The organism is Streptomyces globosus (assembly GCF_003325375.1).
Taxonomy (GTDB): Bacteria; Actinomycetota; Actinomycetes; order Streptomycetales; family Streptomycetaceae; genus Streptomyces; species Streptomyces globosus_A.
This window is the reverse complement of the sequence record NZ_CP030862.1, coordinates 1,167,412-1,194,409: the sequence shown is the minus strand read 5'-3', so window position 1 is coordinate 1,194,409 and position 26,998 is coordinate 1,167,412. Positions and strand designations below refer to the sequence as shown.

General features: G+C 71.3%; 26 protein-coding genes. 4 read left to right on the top strand and 22 right to left on the bottom strand.

All coding sequences use genetic code 11. The features are described 5' to 3' along the window. Nucleotide 1 precedes the first annotated feature (1 nt). The gene (locus C0216_RS05730) at nucleotides 2-577 is read left to right on the top strand and encodes a cob(I)yrinic acid a,c-diamide adenosyltransferase (RefSeq protein WP_114054206.1); all 576 of its coding nucleotides are present in this window, start codon (nucleotides 2-4) and stop codon (nucleotides 575-577) included. Nucleotides 578-592: 15 nt separating this feature from the next. Here the strand turns inward: C0216_RS05730 and C0216_RS05725 are convergent, their stop codons facing one another. Next, on the bottom strand, nucleotides 593-1,198 hold the full coding sequence (locus tag C0216_RS05725) for a hypothetical protein (protein WP_114054205.1): 606 nt from the start codon (nucleotides 1,196-1,198) through the stop codon (nucleotides 593-595). Nucleotides 1,199-1,397: 199 nt separating this feature from the next. Here C0216_RS05725 and C0216_RS05720 point away from each other — a divergent pair, with 199 nt between their 5' ends. The 3 genes from C0216_RS05720 (at nucleotide 1,398) to C0216_RS05710 (ending at nucleotide 5,291) form a co-directional block, all read left to right on the top strand. Next, nucleotides 1,398-2,618: a sensor histidine kinase gene (locus tag C0216_RS05720; RefSeq protein WP_114054204.1), complete on the top strand. Its 1,221-nt coding sequence runs from the start codon at nucleotides 1,398-1,400 to the stop codon at nucleotides 2,616-2,618. Continuing rightward, nucleotides 2,615-3,268, top strand: a complete 654-nt coding sequence (locus C0216_RS05715; protein ID WP_114054203.1) for a response regulator — start codon at nucleotides 2,615-2,617, stop codon at nucleotides 3,266-3,268. The genes C0216_RS05720 and C0216_RS05715 overlap by 4 nt, the downstream gene beginning before the upstream one ends. A 208-nt stretch (nucleotides 3,269-3,476) precedes the next feature. After that, a complete protein-coding gene (locus C0216_RS05710; RefSeq protein ID WP_174250499.1) occupies nucleotides 3,477-5,291 on the top strand; it encodes a glycoside hydrolase family 18 chitinase in 1,815 nt (604 codons plus the stop codon). A 191-nt stretch (nucleotides 5,292-5,482) separates the two neighbouring features. Here C0216_RS05710 and C0216_RS05705 read toward each other — a convergent pair whose 3' ends face one another. The 21 genes from C0216_RS05705 to thrC all read right to left on the bottom strand — a co-directional run bounded on the left by C0216_RS05705 (nucleotide 5,483) and on the right by thrC (nucleotide 26,992). Continuing rightward, complete coding sequence (locus C0216_RS05705) at nucleotides 5,483-5,929, bottom strand: DUF2550 domain-containing protein (RefSeq protein ID WP_114058473.1); 447 nt, start codon at nucleotides 5,927-5,929, stop codon at nucleotides 5,483-5,485. Between the two features lie 127 nt (nucleotides 5,930-6,056). Next, complete coding sequence (locus C0216_RS05700) at nucleotides 6,057-6,431, bottom strand: F0F1 ATP synthase subunit epsilon (RefSeq protein ID WP_114054201.1); 375 nt, start codon at nucleotides 6,429-6,431, stop codon at nucleotides 6,057-6,059. A gap of 149 nt (nucleotides 6,432-6,580) precedes the next feature. After that, the gene (gene atpD, locus C0216_RS05695) at nucleotides 6,581-8,017 is read right to left on the bottom strand and encodes a F0F1 ATP synthase subunit beta (protein WP_428985481.1); all 1,437 of its coding nucleotides are present in this window, start codon (nucleotides 8,015-8,017) and stop codon (nucleotides 6,581-6,583) included. Nucleotides 8,018-8,029: 12 nt separating this feature from the next. Next, complete coding sequence (locus C0216_RS05690; RefSeq protein ID WP_114054199.1) at nucleotides 8,030-8,947, bottom strand: F0F1 ATP synthase subunit gamma; 918 nt, start codon at nucleotides 8,945-8,947, stop codon at nucleotides 8,030-8,032. A gap of 20 nt (nucleotides 8,948-8,967) precedes the next feature. After that, the gene (gene atpA, locus C0216_RS05685; protein ID WP_114054198.1) at nucleotides 8,968-10,554 is read right to left on the bottom strand and encodes a F0F1 ATP synthase subunit alpha; all 1,587 of its coding nucleotides are present in this window, start codon (nucleotides 10,552-10,554) and stop codon (nucleotides 8,968-8,970) included. Between the two features lie 128 nt (nucleotides 10,555-10,682). Beyond that, entirely contained in the window at nucleotides 10,683-11,498 is an 816-nt protein-coding gene (locus C0216_RS05680; protein WP_114054197.1) for a F0F1 ATP synthase subunit delta, read from the bottom strand. After that, a complete protein-coding gene (locus tag C0216_RS05675) occupies nucleotides 11,495-12,040 on the bottom strand; it encodes a F0F1 ATP synthase subunit B (RefSeq protein WP_114054196.1) in 546 nt (181 codons plus the stop codon). The genes C0216_RS05680 and C0216_RS05675 overlap by 4 nt, the downstream gene beginning before the upstream one ends. 38 nt (nucleotides 12,041-12,078) lie before the next feature. Continuing rightward, nucleotides 12,079-12,330, bottom strand: coding sequence for an ATP synthase subunit C (locus C0216_RS05670; protein WP_018535366.1), 252 nt, complete (start codon nucleotides 12,328-12,330; stop codon nucleotides 12,079-12,081). 75 nt (nucleotides 12,331-12,405) lie between these two features. Beyond that, nucleotides 12,406-13,242, bottom strand: a complete 837-nt coding sequence (gene atpB / locus C0216_RS05665; protein ID WP_162793326.1) for a F0F1 ATP synthase subunit A — start codon at nucleotides 13,240-13,242, stop codon at nucleotides 12,406-12,408. A gap of 210 nt (nucleotides 13,243-13,452) precedes the next feature. Beyond that, nucleotides 13,453-13,890, bottom strand: a complete 438-nt coding sequence (locus C0216_RS05660; protein WP_114054194.1) for a hypothetical protein — start codon at nucleotides 13,888-13,890, stop codon at nucleotides 13,453-13,455. Between the two features lie 276 nt (nucleotides 13,891-14,166). Beyond that, a complete protein-coding gene (locus C0216_RS05655) occupies nucleotides 14,167-15,501 on the bottom strand; it encodes an MraY family glycosyltransferase (protein WP_174250498.1) in 1,335 nt (444 codons plus the stop codon). Between the two features lie 105 nt (nucleotides 15,502-15,606). Next, on the bottom strand, nucleotides 15,607-16,836 hold the full coding sequence (gene glyA, locus C0216_RS05650; protein ID WP_114054192.1) for a serine hydroxymethyltransferase: 1,230 nt from the start codon (nucleotides 16,834-16,836) through the stop codon (nucleotides 15,607-15,609). Between the two features lie 79 nt (nucleotides 16,837-16,915). Continuing rightward, a complete protein-coding gene (locus tag C0216_RS05645; RefSeq protein ID WP_428985398.1) occupies nucleotides 16,916-17,602 on the bottom strand; it encodes a protein-tyrosine-phosphatase in 687 nt (228 codons plus the stop codon). After that, nucleotides 17,599-18,246, bottom strand: a complete 648-nt coding sequence (locus tag C0216_RS05640; protein WP_114054191.1) for an L-threonylcarbamoyladenylate synthase — start codon at nucleotides 18,244-18,246, stop codon at nucleotides 17,599-17,601. Before C0216_RS05640 ends, C0216_RS05645 begins: the two co-directional genes overlap by 4 nt. Nucleotides 18,247-18,292: 46 nt before the next feature. Next, on the bottom strand, nucleotides 18,293-19,138 hold the full coding sequence (gene prmC / locus C0216_RS05635; RefSeq protein WP_114054190.1) for a peptide chain release factor N(5)-glutamine methyltransferase: 846 nt from the start codon (nucleotides 19,136-19,138) through the stop codon (nucleotides 18,293-18,295). Nucleotides 19,139-19,186: 48 nt separating this feature from the next. Beyond that, nucleotides 19,187-20,272, bottom strand: a complete 1,086-nt coding sequence (prfA, locus tag C0216_RS05630; RefSeq protein WP_114054189.1) for a peptide chain release factor 1 — start codon at nucleotides 20,270-20,272, stop codon at nucleotides 19,187-19,189. A gap of 109 nt (nucleotides 20,273-20,381) precedes the next feature. Continuing rightward, nucleotides 20,382-20,600 carry a 50S ribosomal protein L31 gene (rpmE, locus tag C0216_RS05625; RefSeq protein WP_030153765.1) on the bottom strand — a complete coding sequence of 73 codons (219 nt, stop codon included), beginning with the start codon at nucleotides 20,598-20,600 and terminating at the stop codon, nucleotides 20,382-20,384. Nucleotides 20,601-20,770: 170 nt separating this feature from the next. Beyond that, a complete protein-coding gene (locus tag C0216_RS05620) occupies nucleotides 20,771-21,874 on the bottom strand; it encodes an LCP family protein (protein WP_114054188.1) in 1,104 nt (367 codons plus the stop codon). Nucleotides 21,875-22,110: 236 nt separating this feature from the next. Beyond that, nucleotides 22,111-24,189: a transcription termination factor Rho gene (gene rho / locus C0216_RS05615; protein WP_114054187.1), complete on the bottom strand. Its 2,079-nt coding sequence runs from the start codon at nucleotides 24,187-24,189 to the stop codon at nucleotides 22,111-22,113. A 424-nt stretch (nucleotides 24,190-24,613) separates the two neighbouring features. After that, the gene (gene thrB, locus C0216_RS05610; RefSeq protein WP_114054186.1) at nucleotides 24,614-25,540 is read right to left on the bottom strand and encodes a homoserine kinase; all 927 of its coding nucleotides are present in this window, start codon (nucleotides 25,538-25,540) and stop codon (nucleotides 24,614-24,616) included. 381 nt (nucleotides 25,541-25,921) lie between these two features. Further along, the gene (thrC, locus tag C0216_RS05605; protein WP_114054185.1) at nucleotides 25,922-26,992 is read right to left on the bottom strand and encodes a threonine synthase; all 1,071 of its coding nucleotides are present in this window, start codon (nucleotides 26,990-26,992) and stop codon (nucleotides 25,922-25,924) included. Between the last annotated feature and the right edge of the window lie 6 nt (nucleotides 26,993-26,998).

The following is a 26,998-nucleotide window of genomic DNA, read 5'->3' as shown; positions in this document are numbered from 1 at the left end:
CATGGTGAACCTCACGCGCATCTACACCCGCACGGGCGACAAGGGCACGACGGCCCTCGGCGACATGAGCCGCACCGCCAAGACGGACCTGCGGATCTCCGCGTACGCCGACGCGAACGAGGCGAACGCGGCCATCGGCACGGCGATCGCCCTCGGCGGCCTGCCGGACGAGGTCGTGAAGGTGCTGGTGCGGGTGCAGAACGACCTGTTCGACGTCGGCGCGGACCTCTGCACCCCGGTCGTGGCGGAGCCGGAGTACCCGCCGCTGCGGGTCGAGCAGTTCTACGTCGACAAGCTGGAGGCCGACTGCGACCGCTTCAACGCGGAGCTGGAGAAGCTGCGCAGCTTCATCCTCCCCGGCGGCACGCCCGGAGCGGCCCTGCTGCACCAGGCCTGCACCGTGGTCCGCCGAGCGGAGCGCTCCACGTGGGCGGCGCTGGAGGTGCACGGCGAGGTGATGAACCCGCTGACCGCCACCTACCTCAACCGCCTCTCCGACCTCCTGTTCATCCTGGCGCGTACGGCCAACAAGGAGGTCGGGGACGTGCTGTGGGTGCCGGGCGGCGAGCGGGACTGACCTGCCGAACGGGCCTCAGGCGTCGCGCCGGGCGGGGAGGGCCGGGTCGGCGCCGGGGGCCGGGGTCTTTGGCGCCTCCGGGGTCCCGGCCGCCGGGGCCTTGCGGGGCCAGATCCAGTACGTGGCGGCCACGATGCCGTGGATGGCGACCGCGCGCAGGGCGCCGAACTGCCAGCCGCGCAGGCCGGAGGTGTCGCCCGCGTCGCCGACGTAGAGGATCGCGGCCTCCAGCAGGGCGAGGGCGACGGCGCCGGCGGCCACGGTCCGCAGCCACAGCTTCGCCTCGTGGCGGGCGCGTTCCCTGCCGTACTTCGGGCCCGGCGGCTTGGGGCCGCCGGCGAAGCGGTGGGCGGCATGCCGGTCGAGCCACTTCACGGTGTAGTGGCCGAATCCGACCGTGTAGCCGATGTAGAGGGCGGCGAGGCCGTGCTTCCAGGACGGCTCCCCGCCGTTCCTGAGGTCCAGCGTGGAGACCACCAGCAGCACCAGCTCCAGCAGCGGCTCGCACAGCAGGACGGCCGCCCCGAGCCGGGGCATCCTCGCGAAGTAGCGCAGGGCGAGGCCGGCGGCGAGCAGCACCCAGAAGCCCACCTCGCAGGCGACGATCAGGGCGACGAGCACGGGTTTCTCCATTCGCTGGGGGTTCGGCGGTGCGGCGGCCGACGGCCGCCCGGCACCTGGTCCCAGCCTCTCCCCCGCGGCGCGCCGGTTCGTCGTCTCCGCAGGTGAACCGGGACTGCATCCTTCGGTGTAGTGGACCGCCCGCGCGGTACGCCCCGGCGGCGAGGCCCCCGGGCCGCTCAGCGTGTTGGATGGGGACGTGACCGCGACCGAGACCCCGACCGCCCCCGCACCGAGCCGCCGGCTCCCCCGCCCCCACCGCGACGACGTGCTCCTCGCCGCGGTCAGCGTGCTCGGCGGGGTGCTGCTGTGGTCGCTCGGCATCTACACCACGAACAACCGGCACTTCTTCCCCGCCTGGGCGGCCCTGGTCCCGCTGCTGGTGATCGGGCCGCTGGAGCTGGTGCGCCGCAGCTGCCCGCACCTCATTATGGGCGTCGGCACCCTCGCCGTGATCGCGGACCAGTTCACCGTGGGCAACTTCGGCACGATCATGATCTTCACGGACCTGGTGTACGCGGCCGCCCTCTACGGAAAGCCCCCGATGGCCCGGCGGCTGCCGGTCTCGACCGGCCTGGTCACCGTGGCCGTCACGATCATCGCGGTGGCCTGGCTCCGCACCCCGCAGGCGCTGATGATCGGCGTGGTCACCGGCATCGTCAGCTTCGGCCCGGCGCTGACGGGCGCGACCCTGCGCAACCACCGCGAGGCCGCCGTCGCCGCCCGGCTGCGCGCGGAGCAGACGGCGCTGCTGGCCGAGATGGACCGTACCCAGGCGGTGGTGGCCGAGCGGGCGCGGATGGCCCGCGAACTGCACGACATGGTGGCCAACCACCTGTCCGCGATCGCCATCCACTCCACGGCGGCCCTGTCCATCGACTCCCCCGCGACGAGCCGCGAGGCCCTCGGGGTGATCCGCGAGAACAGCGTGCAGGGGCTGGCCGAGATGCGCCGGCTGATCGGGCTGCTGCGGGACGCGGGCGCGGAGCAGGAGGCCGTCGCGACGCCCACCCTGGACGGGCTCGAGGCCCTCGTGGCGCAGGCCCGCGTCAACGGCCGGGGAAGCGGGCTGGAGTTCGAGCTGTGCGACGAGCGGGGGAACGGGCCGGATCCGCTGCCGGCCCCCGTGGAGCTGGCGGCGTACCGCATCGTCCAGGAGTCGCTCACCAACGCCCTCAAGCACGCCGCCCCCGGCACGGTACGGGTCCGCGTGGCCCGCGCCGGCGGGCTGCTGACGGTGGCGGTCGAGTCGCCCTGCGCCGACCGGCCCCCGCGCCGCGCCCCCGGCTCCGGGGCCGGCCTGGTCGGCATGCAGGAGCGGGCGGAGCTGCTGGGCGGGGAGTTCACGGCGGGCCGCGAGGGCCCGCTCTGGCGGGTGCGGGCGGTCCTGCCCGCGGAGGAGAAGGCGGTGACCGGGTGACCTTCCGGGTGGTGGTGGCGGAGGACCAGAGCGCGGTGCGCGCGGGGCTGGTGCTGATCCTGCGCAGCGCGGGCGACATCGAGGTCGTCGGCGAGGCCGCGGACGGCGAGGAGGCGGTGCGGCTGGCCCGGGAGCTCCGCCCGGACCTCGTCCTCATGGACGTGCAGATGCCCCGGCTCGACGGGGTGTCGGCGACGCGGCAGGTGGTGGCGGAGGGCCTGGCCGACGTCCTGGTCCTGACGACGTTCGACCTCGACGAGTACGTCTTCGGGGCGCTGCGGGCGGGCGCGGCCGGCTTCCTGCTGAAGAACGCCGACGCGGCGGAGCTGATCGCCGGCGTGCGGACCGTCGCGCGCGGCGAGGGGCTGATCTCCCCGGCGGTGACCAGGCGCCTGATCGCCGAGTTCGCGGCGCCGCAGAAGGCGAAGGCCGCCGTGGCGCCGGAGCGGGCCGCGGCGGTGGAGTCCCTGACGCGCCGGGAGCGGGAGGTGCTGGGCTGCCTCGGCGAGGGCCTGTCGAACGCGGAGATCGCGGTGCGGCTGTCGATGGCCGAGGCGACGGTGAAGACGCACGTGAGCAGGCTGCTGGGGAAGCTGGAGCTGCGCAGCCGGGTGCAGGCGGCCGTCCTCGCGCAGGAGCTGGGACTCTAGCCCGCATCCAACTCCGTTGTGGTCTGGACCTCTTGACGGTTGGTCCAGACCTTTCTACGCTCGCGGAAACTGTGGTGAGCGTGCCGTGCCAGGGACGCTCACGGGCGGCGCAGGTCCCACCCCCGAGTCGCAGCCGGCCCCGCGGCCGCGACGGACCTACGGAGGAGCACCCTTGAGCACAGCACCCCCACCCCGCACCACCCGTCTGATGCGCAGGCTCGCCGCGGCCGTGGCCGCCTTCGCCGTGCCGGCCGCCGGGCTCGTGGCCCTGGCCGGCCCCGCGCAGGCCGCCGCGTCCGCGACGGCGACGTACACGAAGGTCTCGGACTGGGGCTCCGGCTTCGAGGGCAGGTGGACGGTGAAGAACACCGGCACCACCACCCTCACCGGATGGACCGTCGAGTGGGACTTCCCCTCGGGCACCCGGGTCAACTCGGCCTGGGACGCCGCGGTCACCAACTCCGCCGACCACTGGACCGCCAAGAACGTCGGCTGGAACGGCACCCTCGCGCCCGGCGCCAGCGTCACCTTCGGCTTCAACGGCAGCGGCTCCGGAGCCCCCGCCGGCTGCAAGCTCAACGGCGCCCCCTGCGACGGCGGGCCCTCCGAGCCCGGCGACAACCCGCCCTCGGCCCCCGGCACGCCCACCGCCGGCACGGTCACCGAGACCTCGGCCGCCCTGTCCTGGGCCGCGGCGACCGACGACAAGGGCGTCAAGGACTACGACGTCTACCGCGGCTCCGCGAAGATCGCGACGGTCACCGGGACCTCGTACACGGACACCGGCCTGACCAAGGGGACGGCGTACACGTACTCCGTGACCGCACGCGACACCGCGGGCCAGACCGGGCCCTCCTCGGGCACCCTGACCGTCACCACCCCGGGCGGCACCACCCCGCCGGACCCGGGTGAGAAGGTCAAGCTCGGCTACTTCACCAACTGGGGCGTCTACGGGCGCAACTACCACGTGAAGAACCTGGTCACCTCCGGCACCGCGGCGAAGATCACGCACATCAACTACGCCTTCGGCAACGTCCAGGGCGGACGCTGCACCATAGGCGACGCCTACGCCGACTACGACAAGGCCTACAGCGCCGACCAGAGCGTCGACGGCAAGGCCGACACCTGGGACCAGCCGCTGCGCGGCAACTTCAACCAGCTGCGCAAGCTGAAGGCCCAGTACCCGCACATCAAGGTGCTGTGGTCGTTCGGCGGCTGGACCTGGTCGGGCGGCTTCGGCCAGGCCGCGGCCAACCCGGCAGCCTTCGCCCAGTCCTGCTACGACCTGGTGGAGGACCCCCGCTGGGCCGACGTCTTCGACGGTATCGACCTCGACTGGGAGTACCCGAACGCCTGCGGCCTGACCTGCGACACCTCGGGCCCGACCGCGTTCACCAACATGATGAAGGCCATGAAGGCCAAGTTCGGTCCGAACAACCTGGTCACGGCCGCGATCACTGCCGACGCCTCCGACGGCGGCAAGATCGACGCCGCGGACTACGCGGGCGCCGCGCAGTACACCGACTTCTACAACGTCATGACGTACGACTTCTTCGGCGCCTGGGCGGCGAAGGGCCCGACCGCCCCGCACTCCCCGCTCACCTCGTACGCCGGCATCCCGCAGGCCGGCTTCAACTCCGCCGACGCCATCGCCAAGCTCAAGGCCAAGGGCGTCCCGGGCAGCAAGCTGAACCTCGGCATCGGCTTCTACGGCCGCGGCTGGACCGGCGTCACCCAGGCCGCCCCCGGCGGCACCGCCACCGGCCCGGCGCAGGGCACGTACGAGCAGGGCATCGAGGACTACAAGGTCCTCAAGAGCACCTGCCCGGCCACCGGCACGGTCGCCGGCACCGCCTACGCCAAGTGCGGCAGCAACTGGTGGAGCTACGACACCCCCGCCACCATCGCCGGCAAGATGGCCTGGGCCAAGCAGCAGGGCCTCAAGGGCGCCTTCTACTGGGAGTTCAGCGGCGACACCGCGAACGGCGAGCTCGCCTCCGCCGTCCACTCCGGCCTGCAGTGACCCCCGCACCGTGAACCGCTGACCGCCGCGGCCGCGGGACGGGATCCGCCCCCCGCCCCCGGCCGCGGCCCGAAGACACCGCCGCCCTCCCCGGAGCAGTCAGTCCCGGGGAGGGCGGCGGCATGTCAGGCAACATTCACCCTCCCCCAGACTTCGTCTGGGGGACCCCCACCCAACGGGGCAGGGAATTCTTACGCGACATTCACCCTTTGGCCGGGCGGCGCCGCCTCCAGCCAGGCCAGGAAACCGGTCAGGGCGTCCTCGCTCATCGCCAGCTCCAGGCGCACCCCCTGGTGGGTGCAGCCGAGCACGACGGCGTCGGACAGCAGGGCCAGCTCCTCCTCGCCCTCCGGGGCGCGGCGCGCGACGACCTCGATCGAACCCCGCTCCAGCAGCCTGCGGGGCCGCGGGGAGTAGGAGAAGACGCGGAACCAGTCGATACGGTCACCGCTGTAGCGGGCGACCCCGTACACCCAGCCCTTGCCGGAGACGTCGTGCTTGTCGGACACGTCCCAGCGCAGGCTGCAGTCGAAGGTGCCGCCGGAGCGCTGGATCAGCCGCCGGCGCAGCCCGAAGACGAAAAGGCCGATCACCACCAGGGCTACGACCAGGCCGCTCACAAGCAGAGCGAGGAGCATCTTCACCGACCTCCTCGCTCATCGACTACCGCAAGTAAAACGGACGTACATCGCCTCAGCCGCGACCCGTCCCCGGAAATTCCGGAACGAGCCGCGGCTGAGGTCACAAACCTGTTCGGTGCGGGACTCAGTGCCCCGCGACCGCACGCAGCCGGACATCGGCGCGACGCTCGGCGGCGGCATCCGCCTCCGACTTGGCGCGCTCCAGCGCCCGCTCCGCACGCTTGACGTCGATCTCGTCCGCGAGCTCGGCGATCTCGGCCAGCAGGGACAGCTTGTTGTCCGCGAACGAGATGAAACCGCCGTGCACCGCGGCGACGACCGTACCGCCGTCACTGGTGCGAATGGTCACCGGGCCCGATTCCAGCACGCCGAGAAGCGGCTGGTGACCGGGCATGACGCCGATGTCGCCGGACGTGGTGCGGGCGACGACCAGGGTGGCCTCGCCGGACCAGACACTGCGGTCCGCCGCGACCAGCTCGACGTGCAGCTCAGCAGCCAAGGTTGGCTCCTCGGGTCACCACCCGGCAGGTTCGCCGGGTGTTGGATGAATTCTAATGGGCGTGCGGGGAGGGACGGGACGCACCCGCCCCTCTCCGTGCGATCGGTTCGGCCGGGGGCGGGTACGCGCCCCGCCCCGGCCGTCCCGGATCAGGAGACGCCCAGCTCCTTGGCGTTCTTCTTCAGGTCCTCGAGACCACCGCACATGAAGAAGGCCTGCTCGGGGAAGTGGTCGAACTCACCGTCGCAGATCGCGTTGAACGCGGCGATCGACTCGTCGAGCGGGACGTCCGAACCGTCCACACCGGTGAACTGCTTCGCCGCGTGGGTGTTCTGGGACAGGAAGCGCTCGACACGGCGGGCGCGGTGGACAACGAGCTTGTCCTCCTCGCCGAGCTCGTCGATACCGAGGATCGCGATGATGTCCTGGAGGTCCTTGTACTTCTGCAGGATCCCCTTGACGCGGGTCGCGGCCTCGTAGTGGTCCTTGGCGATGTACCGCGGGTCGAGGATGCGGGACGAGGAGTCCAGCGGGTCCACGGCCGGGTAGATGCCCTTCTCGGAGATCGGACGGGAGAGGACCGTCGTCGCGTCGAGGTGGGCGAAGGTGGTCGCCGGGGCCGGGTCGGTCAGGTCGTCCGCGGGGACGTAGATCGCCTGCATCGAGGTGATCGAGTGACCGCGGGTCGAGGTGATGCGCTCCTGGAGGAGACCCATCTCGTCGGCCAGGTTCGGCTGGTAGCCCACCGCGGACGGCATGCGGCCGAGCAGCGTGGAGACCTCGGAGCCGGCCTGCGTGAAGCGGAAGATGTTGTCGATGAAGAACAGCACGTCCTGCTTCTGCACATCGCGGAAGTACTCCGCCATGGTCAGACCGGCCAGGGCGACGCGCAGACGGGTGCCCGGGGGCTCGTCCATCTGGCCGAAGACCAGCGCGGTCTTGTCGAGAACGCCGGCCTCCTCCATCTCGACCATGAGGTCGTTGCCCTCACGGGTGCGCTCACCGACACCCGCGAAGACGGAAACGCCCTCGTGCAGCTTCGCCACACGCATGATCATTTCCTGGATCAGAACGGTCTTGCCGACACCGGCACCACCGAACAGACCGATCTTTCCACCCTTGACGTACGGGGTGAGGAGGTCGACGACCTTCAGGCCGGTCTCGAACATCTCGGTCTTGGACTCGAGCTGGTCGAAGGCCGGGGCCTTGCGGTGGATCGGCCAGCGCTCGGCGTTCGCGACCGTGGACTCGTCCTCGTTGAGGACGCGGCCCAGGGTGTTGAACACCTTGCCCTTGGTGACGTCACCGACGGGCACGGTGATGCCCTTGCCGGTGTCGGTGACCACTGCCTGGCGGACCAGGCCGTCGGTGGGCTGCATGGAGATGGTGCGCACCATGCCGTCACCCAGGTGCTGCGCGACCTCGAGGGTCAGCGTCTTGAGCGCGCCCTCCTCGGCCGGGTCGGCGACCTGGACGGTCAGCGCGTTGTAGATCTCCGGCATCGCGTCGACGGGGAACTCCACGTCGACGACCGGGCCGATGACCCGCGCGATGCGGCCGGTGGCGGCAGCCACTGCGTTATCGATAGACGTCGTCACTTACTTGTCACTCCCCGCGTTCGCGTCGGCCAGGGCTGCGGAGCCACCGACGATCTCGCTGATTTCCTGGGTGATTTCGGCCTGGCGGGCCGCGTTGGCAAGCCGGGTGAGGCTGGTGATCAGCTCACCGGCGTTGTCGGTGGCCGACTTCATCGCGCGGCGGCGGGCGGCGTGCTCGGAAGCAGCGGCCTGCAGCAGCGCGTTGTAGATGCGGCTCTCGACGTAGCGCGGCAGCAGGGCGTCGAGGACGTCCTCCGCCGACGGCTCGAAGTCGAACAGCGGCAGGATCTCGCCCTTGCCGACCGTCTCCTCCGACGCCTTCTCGAGGCTGAGCGGCAGCATCCGGTTGTCCACCGCGTTCTGCGTCATCATCGACACGAATTCCGTGTAGACGATGTGCAGCTCGTCCACGCCGCCCTCGGCCGTCTCCTTGGTGACGGCCTCGATCAGCGGGGCGGCGACGGCCTTCGCGTTCGCGTAGCTCGGGCTGTCGGTGAAGCCGGTCCAGCTGTCCACGATCTTGCGCTCGCGGAAGTTGTAGTAGGCGACACCCTTGCGGCCGACGATGTAGTGGTCGACCTCCTTGCCCTCACCGCGCAGCCGCTCCGTCAGCCGGTCCGCAGCCTTGATGGCGTTGGACGAGTAGCCGCCGGCCAGACCGCGGTCGCTCGTGAGCAGCACCACCGCCGCGCGCACCGGGGACTCGGCCTCGGTGGTGAGCGGGTGCTTGGTGTTGGAGCCGGTCGCCACCGCGGTCACCGCACGGGTGAGCTCGGTCGCGTACGGCGTGGAGGCCGCCACCTGGCGCTGCGCCTTGACGATGCGCGAGGCGGCGATCATCTCCATCGCCTTGGTGATCTTCTTGGTCGCGGTAACGGATCGGATGCGACGCTTGTAGACCCGGAGCTGGGCTCCCATGAGTCAGGTCCCTTCCGTCGTTACTTGCCGGCCGGAGCGTCTTCGCCCAGAAGCTTGCCGTCCGAGGTCTCGAACTGCTTCTTGAAGTCGGCGATGGCGTCGGCGACGGACTGGAGGGTGTCGTCCGACATCTTGCCGCCCTCGCGGATCGAGGTCAGGAGGTCCTTGCGGTTGTGGCGCAGGAACTCGAGCAGCTCGGACTCGAAGCGGCGGATGTCCTCGACCGGGACGTCGTCCATCTTGCCGGTGGTGCCCGCCCAGATGGAGATGACCTGCTCCTGGACCGGCATCGGCTGGTACTGGCCCTGCTTGAGCAGCTCGACCATGCGCTTGCCGCGCTCCAGGGAGGACTTCGACGCGGCGTCCAGGTCGGAACCGAACGCGGCGAACGCCTCCAGCTCGCGGTACTGGGCGAGGTCGACGCGCAGGCGGCCGGAGATCTGCTTCATGGCCTTGTGCTGCGCGGAGCCACCGACACGGGAGACCGAGATACCGACGTTCAGGGCCGGGCGCTGGCCGGCGTTGAACAGGTCGGACTCCAGGAAGCACTGGCCGTCGGTGATGGAGATGACGTTGGTCGGGATGAACGCCGACACATCGTTCGCCTTGGTCTCGACGATCGGCAGACCGGTCATCGAGCCGGCGCCCATGTCGTCCGACAGCTTGGCGCAGCGCTCCAGCAGGCGGGAGTGCAGGTAGAAGACGTCGCCCGGGTAGGCCTCGCGGCCCGGCGGACGGCGCAGCAGCAGCGACACGGCGCGGTAGGCGTCGGCCTGCTTCGACAGGTCGTCGAAGACGATCAGGACGTGCTTGCCCTGGTACATCCAGTGCTGGCCGATGGCGGAGCCGGTGTAGGGCGCCAGGTACTTGAAGCCGGCCGGGTCGGACGCCGGGGCGGCGACGATGGTCGTGTACTCCAGGGCACCGGCCTCTTCCAGCGCGGCGCGCACGGAAGCGATGGTGGAGCCCTTCTGGCCGATGGCGACGTAGATGCAGCGGACCTGCTTGTTCACGTCGCCCGAGCGCCAGTTCTCGCGCTGGTTGATGATCGTGTCGACGGCCAGGGCGGTCTTGCCCGTCTGGCGGTCGCCGATGATCAGCTGACGCTGGCCGCGGCCGACCGGCGTCATGGCGTCGACGGCCTTGTAACCCGTCTCCATGGGCTCGTGCACGGACTTGCGCTGCATGACGCCCGGGGCCTGCAGCTCGAGGGCGCGGCGGCCCTCGGTCGCGATCTCGCCGAGACCGTCGATCGGGTTGCCGAGCGGGTCGACGACACGGCCGAGGTAGCCCTCGCCGACGCCGACGGAGAGCACCTCACCGGTGCGCTGCACCGGCTGGCCCTCCTCGATGCCGCTGAACTCGCCGAGGACGATCGCACCGATCTCGCGGTCCTCGAGGTTGAGCGCGAGGCCGAGGGTGCCGTCCTCGAACTTCAGCAGCTCGTTCGCCATGGCGGAGGGCAGGCCCTCCACCTTCGCGATGCCGTCACCGGCAACGCTGACCGTGCCGACCTCCTCGCGCGAGGCCGCGTCCGGCTTGTACGACTGGACGAAAGTCTCCAGTGCGTCCCGGATCTCCTCCGGCCGGATCGTGAGCTCCGCCATCTGGGTTCCCTGCTCTCCTTGTTGGGCCTGAAGCTTCATAGGGGTCTGGGGGCGACCCCCAGGAATCTTCTGCAAGTTCTGCACGGCCCAACCGGGCCGCTAGGAATCTTTGTTCTGTTTGTGGCCGGTCAGCCGGCCATGCGGCGCTCCGCCTCGGCGAGGCGGTTCGCGATGCTGCCGTCGATGACCTCGTCGCCGATCTTCACCACGATCCCGCCGACGACCTCGGGGTCGACGTCCAGGTTCAGGTGCATCTGGCGGCCGTACAGCTTGGCCAGCACCGCGCCGAGACGCGCGCGCTGCGCGTCGCTGAGCGGGATCGCGCTGGTCACGGTGGCGACCACGCGGTCACGGCGCTCGGCGGCGAGCTTGGACAGGGCCTCGAGGCCCCCTTCCAGGCTACGTCCACGCGGGTGCGTGACGAGACGGGTGACCATCCGCTCGGTGACGGCGTGGGCCTTGCCGCCGAGCAGGCTGCGCAGCAGCTCGCCCTTGGCGGAGGCGGTGGCCGTCCGGTCGGTCAGCGCGGCGCGCAGCTCGGGGTTCGAGGCGACGATCCGGGTGAACCGGAACAGCTCGTCCTCGACGCCGTCGAGCGCGCCGCTCTGCTGGGCCGCCGTGAGGTCGGCGGTGTCCGCCAGCTGCTCCAGGCCGTCGACGAGGTCGCGGGACTGGGACCAGCGGGACCGGACCGTGCCCATGACCAGGTCGAGGGTCTCCCCGCCGACCTGGCCGGCGAGCAGGCGCTGCGCCAGCTCGGCCCTGGCCTCGGCGGGCTGCGCCGGGTCGGTGAGGACCCGGCGCAGCGAGACCTCACGGTCGAGCAGCGCGGTGACGGCAGCCAGCTCACCGGCGAGCTTCGCCGCGTCGACGGACGTGTTGTCCGTCAGCGCGTCGAGGCGCTCGCGCGCGGAGGCCAGTGCCTCGCGGCTCGCTCCGTTCATCGGGCCGCCTCGGCCTTCTCCTCGAGCTCGCCGAGGAAGCGGTCGATGGTGCGGCTCTGGCGGGCGGCGTCCTCAAGGGACTCGCCGACGAGCTTGCCGGCCAGGTCGGTGGCGAGCTTGCCCACGTCCTGGCGCAGGGCCTGCGAGGCGGCCTTGCGGTCGGCCTCGATCTGGGCGTGGCCGGCAGCGATGATCTCCTCACGCTGCCGCTGGCCCTCTGCGCGCAGCTCTTCCTTGAGCGCAGTGCCCTGCTCGAGCGCTTCCTGGCGCAGGCGAGCGGCCTCGTGCCGAGCCTCGGCGAGCTGGGCCTTGTACTGCTCCAGCACGCTCTGGGCCTCGGTCTGAGCGGCTTCGGCCTTCTCGATACCGCCTTCGATCGCCTCGCGGCGCTCGTCCAGAACCTTGTTGATGTTCGGGAGGAGCTTCTTGGCGAGGAAGCCGAAGACGATGACGAAGGCGATCAGACCGATGACCAGCTCGGGGATCGGCGGGATGAGGGGGCTCTGGGGCTCCTCAGCCGCAATCTGAACCAGAGGGTTCACATCAGTGCCTTCCGTCTAAAGGGTGTTCGCTACCGCGATCAGGAGGTCGGGTAGACGAACGGCATGACCAGACCGATGAGGGCGAGCGCCTCACAGAAGGCGAAGCCGAGGATCTGGTTGGCGCGGATCAGGCCGGCGGCCTCGGGCTGGCGGGCCAGGGCCTGGGTGCCGTTGCCGAAGATGATGCCGACGCCGACGCCGGGGCCGATGGCGGCGAGGCCGTAGCCGATGGAGCCGAGGTTGCCCTTGATTTCGACGCCAGCGGCGAGGGTCTGCGCGAGAGCGGACATGCCGGTTCTTCCTTCTCTTTCATGGACCGGTGGGGGTTGGCCACCGGACGTCTGATGGTTTGGGGGTGGGGCCGGTCAGTGGTGCTCGGCGACGGCGCCCTGGAGGAAGCTGCAGGCCAGGAGCACGAAGACGTAGGCCTGGACAGCCTGGATGAAGAGCTCGAAGGCGGTCATCACGATGACCATCACGAACGAGACACCGGCGTAGGCGATGCCGATGCCGTTCAGCAGGTACCAGCTGGCGATCGTGAAGAGCAGCAGCAGCGTGTGACCGGCGAACATGTTCGCGAAGAGACGGACCGCGTGGGTGAAGGGGCGGACCAGGACGTTCGAGAAGAACTCGATCAGCATGACCAGCGGCAGGATCCCGCCGAGCGACTTGTCGTAGCCCGTCAGGTTCTTCAGGCCGCCGATGAAGCCGTGGCGCTTGAAGGTGACCGACATCCACATGACGTAGATGACGAGCGCGAGGCCGGCCGGGTAGGCGATGACGGAGGTCACCGGGAACTGGGCGACCGGGATGATCGACCAGAGGTTCATCATCCAGACGAAGAAGAACGTCGCGACCATGAAGGGGACGTACTTCTCGCCTTCCTTCTTGCCGAGGGTCTCGTAGACGATGCCGCGGCGGACGAAGTCGTAGCCGGCCTCGGCGACCATCTGCAGCTTTCCGGGAACCACCTTCGGCTTGCGGAAGGCCGCCCAGAAGAAGGCGAGGATGATGACGGACCCGAGCAGGGCCAGCAGCATCGTCTTGTTGAAGTAGACGCTGCTGTCCGCGTCGCCGAAGATCGGCTCGAACAGGAACGAGTGCAGGCCAGGAGCCGGGAAGCCACAGCCGTCGAAGATGTGGCAATCGGTCTCGAAGGCGAGCACCTGCGTCGGGTCAGCACTCACCGCGGGCTCCTTCAGCGTGGCGCATAGGTACGGCAACCTCGTTGTGTCGGCGCGGCGCAGGGCCGCGGGTCGGCACGGGACTGGTCTTACGGATGTGGGGGCGGCCGGCAGGCATTGAGCCTCGCGATTGAGCAGGCGTCAGCTCAGATGCCCGCGCCCGCGATGCCGCACACGGCACCGGACGATAGCAGCATCTCGAACGACCACTTATCCCGCCCCTACCCTTCACGACGAGGACCCCGTGTTTTCGGGCTTGTCACCCTTGTCGGCGTTCGGCTCGACGTAAAGGATCTTGGCCTTCATGTGGGCGCGGGTCTGCGCGGCGATCCAGACGAGCGTCGCGACGACCAGCGAGATGGCGAAGGCCTTGGGGTTGAAAAGCGTCGTGTCCCGGAACGCGGCGACGAAGACGAACAGCAGCAGGATCTGGGTCGTGTAGAGGACCAGGCCCATCATCTGGAACAGATGCGGCCACGACCGGGCCGTGTGCTGCAGTACGACGAAGCCGACACCCATGAACGCGATCACCACCAGCGTGGCGACGAGCGCACCGATGGCCCCCTCGCCACCCGCGACCACGCCGCTGACGATCGCGGCGACAGCGCCGGCGGCAGCGGTGGGTACGGCGGTTTGCAGCAGGGATCGGACGTCATCAGACCGCATGGCGGGGTAGCTCCGCGTGGTGGTGGGGGTACGGGACTCGTACGGGACGAGCGTAAGGCCCGGTCCGAGCAGAACGCTCGGGCCGAGGGACCGTCGCACTACGACCCTTCGGCACTGTCACCGGGTTTAGTGAACGGTATCACAAACTATTTGATGAGAGCTTTACCTGGCTCGTGTGCTTACTGTCACACATGAGAGCTAACGCGCCCGTGTGTGCACGACGGGCGGCCGTTTCGTGTGGTAAAGGCGTTTCGATTCCGAATTGCGGATGCGCCGTCAGCGCGCGGATCCGGCCTTACGCCGCTCGGGGAACCGCGAACGGGGGCCCACCGCTGTCGCGCCGTTGACGCCGGAGACGCCCACCGCGACCGCCCGCGCCGGCTCCGGCTCCCGCCCCGAGGCGTCCTGTGCGGCCGCCTCCGCGGCCCGCTCCGCGTGCCGGTAGCGCGGCGGCACCAGGAACTCCGCCCAGCGCGGGGCGCGCGGCGTGAAGCGCGGCAGGAGCAGCAGGACGAGGCCCACGGCGCTGAGCAGGGCGATCACGAAGACGATCCACATCGAGGCCGAGTGCACCGAGTAGGCCACCGCGCTGAAGGCGAAGAGCCCCGACCAGAAGTACATGATCAGCACGGCGCGGCTGTGCGAGTGGCCGAGTTCCAGCAGCCGGTGGTGCAGGTGCCCGCGGTCCGCGGCGAAGGGCGACTGGCCGTTCCAGGTGCGCCGCACGATGGCCAGGATCAGGTCCGTCATCGGGATCGCGATGATCGTCAGCGGCAGCAGCAGCGGGATGAAGACCGGCAGCATCGCGTGCGTCGCGTTGCGCTCGCCGCCCGCGAAGAGCGCCATGGTGTCCGGGTCCACCTGGCCGGTGATCGAGATCGTGCCGGCGGCCAGGACGAGGCCGATGAGCATGGACCCCGAGTCGCCCATGAAGATGCGGGCCGGATGCATGTTGTGCGGCAGGAAGCCCAGGCACATGCCCATCAGGATCGCCGCGAAGAGGGTCGCCGGCGCCGCCGCCTCGATGCCGTAGCCGAACCAGATCCGGTACCCGTACAGGAAGAACGCCGCGGCGGCGATGCAGACCATGCCCGCGGCCAGGCCGTCGAGGCCGTCGACGAAGTTCACCGCGTTGATGGTGATCACCACCAGCGCGACCGTCAGCAGGTTGCCCTGCCACTGCGTGAGCGCGACCGTCCCGACACCCGGGACGGGGATCCACAGGATGGTCAGGCCCTGCATGACCATCACGCCCGCGGCGATCATCTGCGCGCCCAGCTTGATCAGGGCGTCGATCTCGAACTTGTCGTCGAGGACGCCGATCAGCCAGATCAGCGCCGCCCCGGAGAGCAGCGCCCGCGGCTCGTTCGACAGCTCGAAGACGCCGTTCAGGTTCGGCAGGTGGTCCGCGACCAGCAGGCCCGCGCACAGGCCGCCGAACATCGCGATGCCGCCGAGCCGCGGAGTGGGCTCGCGGTGCACGTCGCGGGCGCGGATCTCGGGCATCGCCCCGGCCGCGATGGCGAACTTCCGAACGGGCCCGGTGAGCAGATAGGTCACCGCGACCGTGACGCAAAGCGTCAGCAGATATTCACGCACGGGCTGCCCCAGATGTATCGCCGGCCATCTCAGCCCCACACATTAGCCGTGATGTGCCCCATGCCGAGGACGCGAGGGGTCCGGTCGGCGGTTGCAGCCGGCCCCGCCCGGCCGCGCTCACCGGCCGTACGGCGGGAAGCCCTGCGCGAGAGCGGCCACCTCCGCCCGCACCCCCGCCGCCTGACCGCGCAGCGCCTCGGCGAACAGGCCGGCGATCCGCGCCATCTCCGGCTCGCCCATGCCCTGCGTGGTCACCGCGGCCGTGCCCAGCCGGATCCCGCGCTGGTCCCCGTACGGCAGGGCGCAGGTGTCCAGCACGATGCCCGCGGCGGCGAGCCGGCCCCGGGCCGCGGGGCCGTCGACGCCGAGCGCGGCCGGGTCGGCGGTGATCAGGTGCGTGTCGGTGCCGCCGGTCGTGACGGCGAACCCGCGCTCCTCCAGCGCCTCGGCGAGCACCCGCGCGTTGGCCACCACCCGATGGGCGTACGTGGTGAACGCCGGGCGGGCCGCCTCCCCGAAGGCGACGGCCTTCGCCGCGATGGTGTGCATCTGCGCGCCGCCCTGCGTGAACGGGAACACCGCCCGGTCGATCCGCTCGGCGAACTCGGCGCCGCACAGGATCATCCCGCCCCGCGGGCCCCGCAGCACCTTGTGCGTCGTGGCGCAGACGACGTCGGCGTACGGGACGGGGCTCGGCGCGGCCCCGCCGGCCACCAGCCCGATGGGGTGGGCGGCGTCGGCGATGAAGTAGGCCCCCACCTCGTCGGCGATCTCCCGGAACACCGAGTACTCGGGGTGCCGCGGGTAGGAGATGGAGCCGCAGACGATCGCCTTCGGCCGGTGGGTCCGCGCCAGCTGCTGCACCTGGTGGTAGTCGATCAGCCCGGTCTCGGCGTCGGTCCCGTAGCCGACGAAGTCGAACCAGCGGCCCGAGAAGTTGGCCGGAGAGCCGTGGGTGAGGTGCCCGCCGTACGGCAGGCCCATCGCGAGGACGGTGTCCCCCGGCCGCAGCAGGGCCGCGTACGCGGCGAGCATCGCCGAGGAGCCGGAGTGCGGCTGGACGTTGGCGTGCTCGGCGCCGAACAGCGCCCGCGCCCGCTCGGCGGCGGTCCGCTCGGCAAGGTCGGCGTACTCGCAGCCGCCGTGGTACCGGTTGCCCGGGTAGCCCTCGGCGTACTTGTTGGCGAGCGCCGAGCCGAGCGCGGCGAGCACGGCGGGCGAGGTGAAGTTCTCGGCGGCGATCAGCTGCAGCGTGGTGGCCTGCCGCTGCGCCTCCCCGGCGAGAACGTCGGCCATCTGCGGATCCTGCTGCCGCAGCAGGTCCGTGGGCGGGGTGATGACGCTCATGGCGCGACTCCAGTGGGATACCCGGGTACCGCCACTGTAGGCCCGCGGGGCCCGTCGCGCCCTGCGGGGCGCGGGCGGCTCAGCGGGGCGCGGCGACGCCCGTCAGCGCCGTCACGACCGGGTCCAGCGCCTGGTTGATCTCGTCGCCGATCGAGCGGAAGAAGGTGATCGGCGCACCGTACGGGTCGTGGACCTCGTCCGCGTCCGGGGAGGGGGCCAGCAGCCAGCCGCGCAGCGCCGCAGCCGCCCGTACGAGGGCCCGGGCGCGCTCGGCGACACCGTCGTCGAGTGGGGGCAGGGTGGCCGGATCTATCGCCCGCACCAGGCGGGTGAACTCCTTCAGCGTGAAGGTGCGCAGGCCGGCCGAGTGCCCCATGGAGATGACCTGCGCCCGGTGGTCGCGGGTGGCGGTCAGGACGAGGTCGGCCCGGATGACGTGCTCGTCGAGGAGCTCGCGGCCCGTGAACCCGGTGGCGTCGGCGCCGAAGTCGGCGAGGACGGCGGCGGCGTTCGCCTCCATCGGGGCGCCCTCGTGGCCCCAGGTGCCGGCGCTCTCGACGATCAGCCCGCTGGCCGGAACCTGCCCCAGGCGGTGCGCCAGCGCATGCCGGTTCAGCCGCTCGGTGATGGGCGAGCGGCACACGTTGCCGGTGCTGACGTGGAGGATGCGGAAGGTGTCCGGGCCCGCCTGCTCCCCCGCCGCGGGCCGCCCCTGGGCGGCCGCGGGGACGCCGCCGCCGGCTATGCCACGCCCCTGAGGGCTCACGGGGCCACCTCGAGGTCGGGTACGACCTCCCGCAGCTGTCCGGCGGACAGCGCGCCCTCGCGCAGCAGGACGGGGACCTTCCCGGTGACGTCGACGATCGACGACGGCTGGATGCCGGGCGTCGGGCCGCCGTCCAGGTAGACGGAGACGGAGTCGCCGAGCATCCGGCGGGCCGCGTCGCAGTCCTCCGGGGCCGGGTGCCCGCTCAGGTTCGCCGAGGACACCGCCATCGGGCCGACCTCGGTCAGCAGCTCGATCGCGACGGGGTGCAGCGGCATGCGCACGGCGACGGTGCCGCGGGTCTCCCCGAGGTCCCAGGCCAGCGACGGCTGGTGCCTGGCGACGAGGGTCAGCGCGCCCGGCCAGAAGGCGTCGACGAGCTCCCACGCCTGCTCGGAGAAGTCCGTGACGAGGCCGTGCAGGGTGTTCGGGGAGCCGATGAGGACCGGGGTGGGCATGCTGCGGCCGCGGCCCTTGGCGGTGAGGAGGTCGCCGACGGCCTCCGCACTGAAGGCGTCGGCGCCGATGCCGTACAGCGTGTCCGTGGGCAGTACGACGAGCTCGCCGCGGCGCACGGCGGAGGCGGCTTCGCGCAGGCCCGTCCTGCGGTCCGTCGCGTCGTTGCAGTCGTATCGCCGGGCCATCAGCGGGCCTCCTCGTGCAGCGGAGTGGGGGCGGGTCGGGGGGCGCTCACGGCCGGGCCTTGCGGGCGGTCGCGAAGCGCGGGCGGTTGTTGAGGTCGGGGTGGTCGGCGGCGTCCGCCCAGCCCAGCTCCTCGGCGAAGATCCACGGGACCTGGCCGCCCTGGGTGTCGGCGTGCTCGACGACGACGATCCCGCCGGGCCGCAGCAGCCGGTGCGCGGTCCGCTCGATGCCGCGGATGGTGTCGAGGCCGTCCTCGCCGGAGAAGAGCGCCATCTCCGGGTCGTGGTCGCGCGCCTCGGGGGCGACGTACTCCCACTCGGTGAGCGGGATGTACGGCGGGTTGGAGATCACCAGGTCGACCTGCCCGTCGAGTTCCGGCAGGGCCTCCAGGGCGTCGCCCTGGTGGACGGTGACCCGGGAGCCCTCGGCGTTCTTGCGGGTCCAGCGCAGCGCGTCCTCGGACAGCTCCACCGCGTGCACGCGCGAGCGGGGCACCTCCTGGGCCATGGCGAGCGCGATCGCGCCGGAGCCGGTGCACAGGTCCACGATCAGCGGCTCGACGACGTCCATCGCCCGGACGGCCTGTATGGCCCAGTCGACGACCGACTCGGTCTCGGGCCGGGGCACGAACACCCCGGGCCCGACCTGGAGCTCCAGGTAGCGGAAGTAGGCCCGCCCGGTGATGTGCTGGAGCGGCTCGCGCGCCTCGCGGCGGGCGACTGCCTCCCAGTAGCGGGCGTCGAAGTCGGCGTCCTTGACGTGGTGCAGTTCCCCCCGTTTGACGCCGTGGACGAAGGCCGCGAGCTCCTCCGCGTCGAAGCGCGGTGAGGGCACGCCTGCGGCGGCCAGCCGCTGGGTGGCCTGGGCCACCTCGGCAAGCAGCAAGTTCACGCTGGTCCTCCGGGCTGCTGTCGTACGGGGGGGGTGGCGGGGGACGGGTCAGTTGGAGTTCGCGGCCGCGAGCTTGGCGGCCGAGTCCGTGTCGACGCAGGCCTGGATGACCGAGTCGAGGTCGCCGTCGAGCACCTGGTCCAGGTTGTACGCCTTGAACCCGGTCCGGTGGTCCGAGATCCGGTTCTCCGGGAAGTTGTACGTCCGGATCTTCTCGGACCGGTCCACGGTGCGGACCTGGCTGCGGCGGGCGTCCGCGGCCTCCTGCTCGGCGGCCTCCTGGGCGGCCGCCAGCAGGCGGGACCGCAGGATGCGCATGGCCTGCTCCTTGTTCTGGAGCTGGCTCTTCTCGTTCTGGCAGGAGGCGACCACACCGGTCGGGATGTGCGTGATGCGCACGGCCGAGTCGGTGGTGTTGACGGACTGGCCGCCGGGGCCGGACGAGCGGTACACGTCGATGCGCAGGTCGTTCGGGTTGATCTCGACCTCGACCTCCTCGGCCTCCGGGGTGACGAGCACGCCGGCGGCGGAGGTGTGGATGCGGCCCTGCGACTCGGTGGCCGGGACGCGCTGGACGCGGTGGACGCCGCCCTCGTACTTCAGCCGGGCCCACACGCCCTGGCCGGGCTCGGTGGCGCCGTTGCCGCCCTTGGTGCGGACGGAGACCTGGACGTCCTTGTAGCCGCCGAGCTCGGACTCGGTGGAGTCGATGATCTCGGTCTTCCAGCCGACCCGCTCGGCGTAGCGCAGGTACATGCGCAGCAGGTCGCCGGCGAACAGGGCGGACTCGTCGCCGCCGGCGCCCGCCTTGATCTCCAGGAGGACGTCCTTGTCGTCGCTGGGGTCGCGCGGGACCAGCAGCAGGCGCAGCTTCTCGGTGAGCTCCTCGCGCTGCGCGCCCAGCTCCTTGACCTCGGCGGCGAAGTCGGGGTCGTCGGCCGCGAGCTCCTTCGCGGTGTCGATGTCCTCGCCGGTCTGCTTCCACGCCCGGTAGGTGGCGATGATCGGGGTCAGCTCCGCATAGCGCTTGTTCAGCTTGCGCGCATTGGCCTGATCGGAGTGGACCGAAGGGTCGGCGAGCTTCTTCTCAAGGTCGGCGTGCTCGCCGACCAGTTCCTCGACCGCCTCGAACATCGGGGGCTCCTGGGGTGAAAGTACGAAAAATGGCTGCGGGACGACAAAGGCGCCGGCCCGGCCGCCCCCGTTGGACGGGGTGCAGCCGGGGTCCGGCGCCGGGGGCTCGCTACTTCGAGCCGGCAGCCTTGCCGAAGCGGGCCTCGAAGCGGGCGACACGGCCACCGGTGTCGAGGATCTTCTGCTTGCCCGTGTAGAACGGGTGGCACTCGGAGCAGACCTCGGCACGGATGGTGCCCTCGGTCAGGGTGCTACGGGTGGTGAACGACGCGCCGCAGGTGCAGCTGACCTGGGTCTCGACGTACTCGGGGTGAACATCGCGCTTCAAGGTGTCTCCTAGAGTCGGGAGGGCGCCGGGTCGCAGGGGCGGAATTGCGCACTGCGTGAACCGGGGCCGACAGACCAGTCTGCCAGGACCGGGCTGCCTGTCAAAATTCCGGGAACGCCCTCCTCAACGAGCGGGGCGGCCGGCGTATTCCGCACCCGCGCGGAGTCGGTCTACCGGACGATCTCGGCGGCCTTGCCCTTGTCGCCGGCGGAGGCGGCGGTGGCCTCGGCGGGGATCGACTGCTCGGCAAGCAGGGCGTCCCAGACCATCTTGGACTCCTTGGCGAGCGGGGCGACGCGGTTCGTGTCGTACGGGTCCGCGCCCACCGGCAGCGTGATCATCTGCATGTCCTGCGCGTCGATGCCCTGCAGGCTCTGGGCGAAGCCGAGCAGGGACTTCACGTCGCCGAGCGCCTTGTCCGTGGTCAGCGACCTGGTCCCGGTGTCGGCGAGGTCCATCAGCCGCTTGGGGTTGTCGAAGATCCCGATGCCCTTGACCTGCTTGATCAGGGCTTTGATGAAGGCCTGCTGGAGCTGTATTCGGCCCAGGTCGCTGCCGTCGCCGACGCTCTTGCGGGTGCGGACCAGGCCGAGGGCCTGCTCGCCGTTCAGGTGGTGGGTTCCGGCCGGGAGGTCGAGGTGGCTGCCGTCGTCCTTGATGGGCTTGGCGGTGGTGACCTCGACGCCGCCGAGGGAGTCGATGATCCCCTTGAAGCCGGTGAAGTCGACCTCGATGTAGTGGTCCATGCGGATCCCGGACATCTTCTCGACGGTCTTGACGACGCAGGCCGCACCGCCGATCGAGAAGGCCTCGTTGAACTGCTCGCGCTGCCGGCCGCGGTCGGTCCTGCCGTTCGCCAGGGTGCAGGGCGGGCGGTTGACCATGGTGTCGCGGGGGATCGACACGACGCTGGCCTTCTTGTGGCCCTCGTACAGGTGGACGATCATCGCCGTGTCGGAGCGGGCCGCACCGCCGTCGTCGCGGCCGTACGCGGCGTTCGCGCCGCCGCGGGAGTCCGAGCCGAGGACGAGGATGTCCATCGAGCCGTTGTCGATGTTCTGCGGGCGGTCGGAGCCGAGCGCCTGGTCGATGTCGACGGTGTGGAGGTTCCCGTTCAGCTTGAACCAGAACCAGCCCAGGCCCGCCCCGCCCAGCAGGACCACTCCGGCGGCGGTCCACGCGGCGACGGCCAGGCCCCTGCGGCGCCCGGCCGGCTTCCGCCGCCGCCGCGATCCGGCGCGGTGCGGCTTCGGGCCGCTGCTCTCCTCGCTCATGCTCTCCTCAGTCCTGGGGAGCGGTCCCGCCGCCGCCCGGCCGCTGCGCGCCCCCTTGACACAGACGGAGCAGTGCTGCGCTGGGTTCCACACTGCGGCGGGCCGGAATGCGCGAAAGCCGCGGATGTGGCGAAGGCCGCATGGAGCGGGCGTACCGGCTGCGGCGCGGAAAACGCGGGGCCGCCCCCGCCGCGGAGTGCGGCGGGGGCGGCCCCGGTACGGCGCGGGTGCGGCCGTCAGTCGTCGTTCTTGCCTGCAGGGGTCGTCTTGGCGATCTGCATCAGGAACTCGGCGTTCGACTTCGTCTGCTTCATCTTGTCGAGCAGCAGCTCGATGGCCTGCTGCGAGTCGAGCGCGTGCAGCACCCGGCGCAGCTTCCAGACGATGGAGAGCTCCTCGCTGTTGAGGAGGATCTCCTCCTTGCGGGTGCCCGACGGGTCGACGTCGACGGCGGGGAAGATCCGCTTGTCGGCGAGCTTGCGGTCGAGCTTGAGCTCCATGTTGCCGGTGCCCTTGAACTCCTCGAAGATCACCTCGTCCATGCGCGAGCCGGTGTCGACCAGCGCGGTGGCCAGGATGGTCAGCGAGCCGCCGTCCTCGATGTTGCGCGCGGCACCGAAGAAGCGCTTCGGCGGGTACAGCGCGGTCGAGTCGACACCACCGGACAGGATGCGGCCGGAGGCGGGCGCCGCGAGGTTGTACGCGCGGCCCAGGCGGGTGATGGAGTCCAGCAGGACGACCACGTCGTGGCCCAGCTCGACGAGGCGCTTGGCGCGCTCGATGGCCAGCTCGGCGACGGTGGTGTGGTCCTCGGCCGGGCGGTCGAAGGTCGAGGAGATGACCTCGCCCTTGACCGACCGCTGCATGTCGGTGACCTCTTCCGGACGCTCGTCGACGAGGACGACCATCAGGTGGCACTCGGGGTTGTTCGTGGTGATCGCGTTGGCGATCGCCTGCATGATCATGGTCTTGCCGGTCTTCGGCGGGGCCACGATCAGGCCTCGCTGGCCCTTGCCGATCGGCGACACCAGGTCGATGATGCGCGTCGTCAGCACGCCCGGGTCGGTCTCCAGGCGGAGCCGGTCCTGCGGGTAGAGCGGGGTCAGCTTCTGGAACTCCGGGCGGCCGCGGCCCGATTCGGGCGCCATGCCGTTGACGGAGTCCAGGCGCACCAGCGCGTTGAACTTCTCGCGGCGCTCGCCGTCCTTGGGCTGGCGGACGGCGCCGGTGATGTGGTCGCCCTTGCGCAGGCCGGCCTTGCGGACCTGGGCGAGGGAGACGTACACGTCGTTCGGGCCGGGCAGGTAGCCCGAGGTCCGGATGAACGCGTAGTTGTCGAGGATGTCGAGGATGCCGGCGACGGGGATCAGGACGTCGTCGTCGGCGACCTGCGGCTCGCCCGGCGCGAAGTCGTCGCGGCCTCGGCGGCCCCGGCGGTCGCGGTAGCGGCCGCGGCGGCCGCGGCGGCCGCCCTCGTCGTCGAAGTCGTCCTGCGGGCCGTTGTCCTGCCGGCCCTGCTGGCCCTGCTGACCCTGCTGGCCCTGGCCGCGGCCGCCCTGCTGGCGGTCGCGGTCGCGGTCGCCGCGGCCGCCGCCCTGGCCCTGGCCACCCTGGCCCTGGCCCTGGCCCTGGTCGTCGCCCTTGGCACCGCGCTCGCGGCGGTCGCGCTGGCGGTCGCCGCGCTCCCGGCGGTCGCGGCGGCCGCGCCCCTCGCCCTCCTGGGCGGGGGCGGACACCGCGGTGGCGGCCTCGGCCTTGGTCTCGGCCGGTGCTGCGGCGGCCGTCTCGGTCTTCGCCTCGACGACGACGGTGGCGGCGGGAGCCGCGGCCTCCGGGCTGCCGGAGGGCGCCGTGGCACGGCGGCGGCGGCGCTCGCCCGCGGGGGCCTCGTCCGCCGCGCGCTCGGCCTCGCCGGTGCGGGCGCCGCCGGCCGGCTGGCCGGGGATCTCGATCTGCGCCGCGGCGGCGGGCTTCTCGGCCGGCGCCTCGGCGGGGGCCTCGCCCGTACGGGCCTTGCTGGTGGCGCGGCGCTTCGGCTTGGCCTCGGCGTCGGCGGCGGGAGCCGCGGCCTTGGCGGCACCGCCGCCGGCCTGCGCCTCCTTGATGACCTCGATCAGCTGGCTCTTGCGCATCCGCGCGGTGCCCCTGATCCCGAGGCCCGACGCGACCTGCTGGAGCTCGGCCAGGACCATGCCCTCGAGGCCGGTGCCGGAGCGGCGTCGCCGGCCGGCTGTGCTCGTCGCGGCGGCCGCGGCGGGGGCGCTGGTGTCGACGTTGGTGTCGGCAGCGCCCATCAGATCGGTGGTGTCGCTCACGAAGGGTCCTTCCCTGGAGCGGACGTCGGCCTGTCTGGCTCGGCGACCGGTTGTGCTGTCCGACAGCAGTCCTAGGTGTATGGACCGTGCCGGGGCGGTGGTCCGCCGGTAGATGTACGGCGGAGAGAAACGTGCTTGGGTGGTTCCGGCGCGAGGCCCCCGAGCTGGACGCGTGGGAATTTCACGCCGATTCCGGAGCGTGCTCGAAACTGCTGGCGGCGATCAAAGCAGTCGGGGAGGCTCCCGGAAGAAAGGTGGTCCCGGATGGGGACACTGAGCGCCTGGCCATGACGGCTTCGGCTGCGCACTTGAGACTAACACTACCGGATCCAACAGATATTCCCCCTCTCAATCACCGGCAATCGCGCTTTCCGCGCGGGCGGCCTGCCCAGGCCGCCCGCCCCCGGCTACTGCACCGGGGCGGTCAGCCGCTCTGGGCTGCCAGCGGGAGTACGCTCGCGCCCGCGGAGTCGAGGGCCAGCCGGTTGGCCGCCCACCCGTCGCCCGCGAGCTGCGCGACCTTGTCGGCCGCGTCGTTGTCGGCCAGCGCGAGGACCGTGGGGCCCGCGCCGGAGATGACCGCGGGGATGCCGTCCGCGCGCAGTCGGTTGACGAGTGCCACGCTCTCGGGCATCGCCGGGGACCGGTACTCCTGGTGGAGGCGGTCTTCGGTGGCCGGCAGCAGCAACTCGGGACGCCTGGTCAGGGCTTCGACGAGCAGGGCCGCGCGGCCGGCGTTGGCTGCGGCGTCCACGTGGGGGACGGTGCGCGGCAGCAGGCCGCGCGCGGTCTCCGTCAGGACGGGCTTGGAGGGGACGAAGACCACCGGAACGATGGAACGCGCGGGCTCCATGCGGATCGCCCGGGCGCTGCCGCCTTCGGTCCAGGCGAGGGTGAAGCCGCCGAGCAGGCAGGCGGCGACGTTGTCGGGGTGGCCCTCGATCTCGGTGGCCAGTTCCAGCAGGGCCGCGTCGTCGAGGCGGGCCTCGCCGCCTATGGTGACCGCGCGGGCGGCGACGATGCCGGCGCAGATGGCGGCGGAGGAGGAGCCGAGGCCGCGGCCGTGCGGGATGCGGTTGGCGCAGACCACCTCGAGGCCGCGTGGCTGTCCGCCGAGCAGGTCGAAGGCGGTGCGCATGGAGCGTACGAGCAGGTGGTTCTCGTCCCGCGGGAGGGTGTCGGCGCCCTCGCCCGCGATGTCGATGCCCAGGCCGGAGTCGGCCACCCGGACGACCACGTCGTCGTAGAGCCCCAGGGCCAGGCCGAGGCTGTCGAAGCCGGGGCCGAGGTTGGCACTGCTGGCGGGGACGCGCACCCGTACGGCGGCGGCGCGGAACGCTGGACCGGCCATCGTCCGATGACACTCCTTGTGACTGTGCGAGAACTTCGCTGTGAATGTACTGGAGAACGTACGACACCCGAAGGCCCTGTGGGCAGCACCGCGGTCATATGCGCGGTGGCGGATGTCGGTACAGCGTATCGAAGGAAGGTTCTTCCGCGACATAGGGCGCACGGGAGGCGCACGACGCGTGTCGCGCCCGGGTCCCGCAGGCCGTGGGTTTTGGTGCCGTACGGCCTGAGTTGCCGGATTCGTCGGCCGGGGCCGGGGCCGGGCCGCTGCGGGTTGCGAGGCGTTCCGGCGGAGCCGGAGCCCGGCAACTCGGGGCCGGTCGGGGCCCCTTTGCGGCCGCGGCCGGCCCCGGACCGGGCAGAGCCGGTCCGGGGCGGCGCGTCAGACCAGTCCGAGGCGGGCGGCCGCGGCCTCGGCGTCCACCGGGACGGTGACGGGCTGCGGGGCGCCGGCCACCGCCCAGTCGGGGTCCTTCAGGCCGTTGCCGGTGACGGTGCACACGATCTTCTGGCCGGGGTCGACCAGCCCCGCCTCGGCGGCCTTGAGCAGGCCCGCGACGGACGCGGCGGACGCCGGCTCGACGAAGACGCCCTCCTGCGAGGCCAACAGCCGGTAGGCGGCGAGGATGTGGCGGTCCGTCACCTCGTCGATGAAGCCGCCCGACTCGTCGCGCGCGGCCAGCGCGTACTCCCAGGAGGCGGGGTTGCCGATGCGGATGGCCGTGGCGATGGTGTGCGGCTCCTTGACGACCTCGCCGCGCACGATCGGAGCGGAGCCGGAGGCCTGGAAACCCCACACGCGGGGCGTACGGGAGGCCAGGCCGTCGGCCTTGTACTCCTTGAAGCCCTTCCAGTACGCCGTGATGTTGCCGGCGTTGCCGACGGGCAGCACGTGGATGTCGGGGGCGTCGCCGAGCGCGTCGACGATCTCGAACGCGGCCGTCTTCTGGCCCTCGATGCGCACCGGGTTGACGGAATTGACCAGCGCCACCGGGTAGTTGTCGGACAGCGCGCGGGCGAGGTCGAGGCAGTCGTCGAAGTTGCCGTCCACCTGGAGGATCTTGGCGCCGTGCACCAGCGCCTGGCCCATCTTGCCGAGGGCGATCTTGCCGCGGGGGACGAGCACGGCGGAGACCATGCCGGCGCGCACCGCGTACGCGGCGGCGGAGGCGGAGGTGTTGCCGGTGGACGCGCAGATGACCGCCTGTGCGCCCTCCTCCTTGGCCTTGGTGATGGCCATGGTCATGCCGCGGTCCTTGAACGACCCGGTCGGGTTCGCACCCTCGACCTTGAGGTGCACCTCGCAGCCGGTGCGCTCGGAGAGCACCTGCGCGGGCACGAGGGGAGTGCCGCCCTCGCGGAGCGTGACCACGGGCGTCGCGTCCGTCACCGGCAGGCGGTCCCGGTACTCCTCGATGATGCCGCGCCACTGGTGGGTGCGATTGCTGCTCATGGGTCC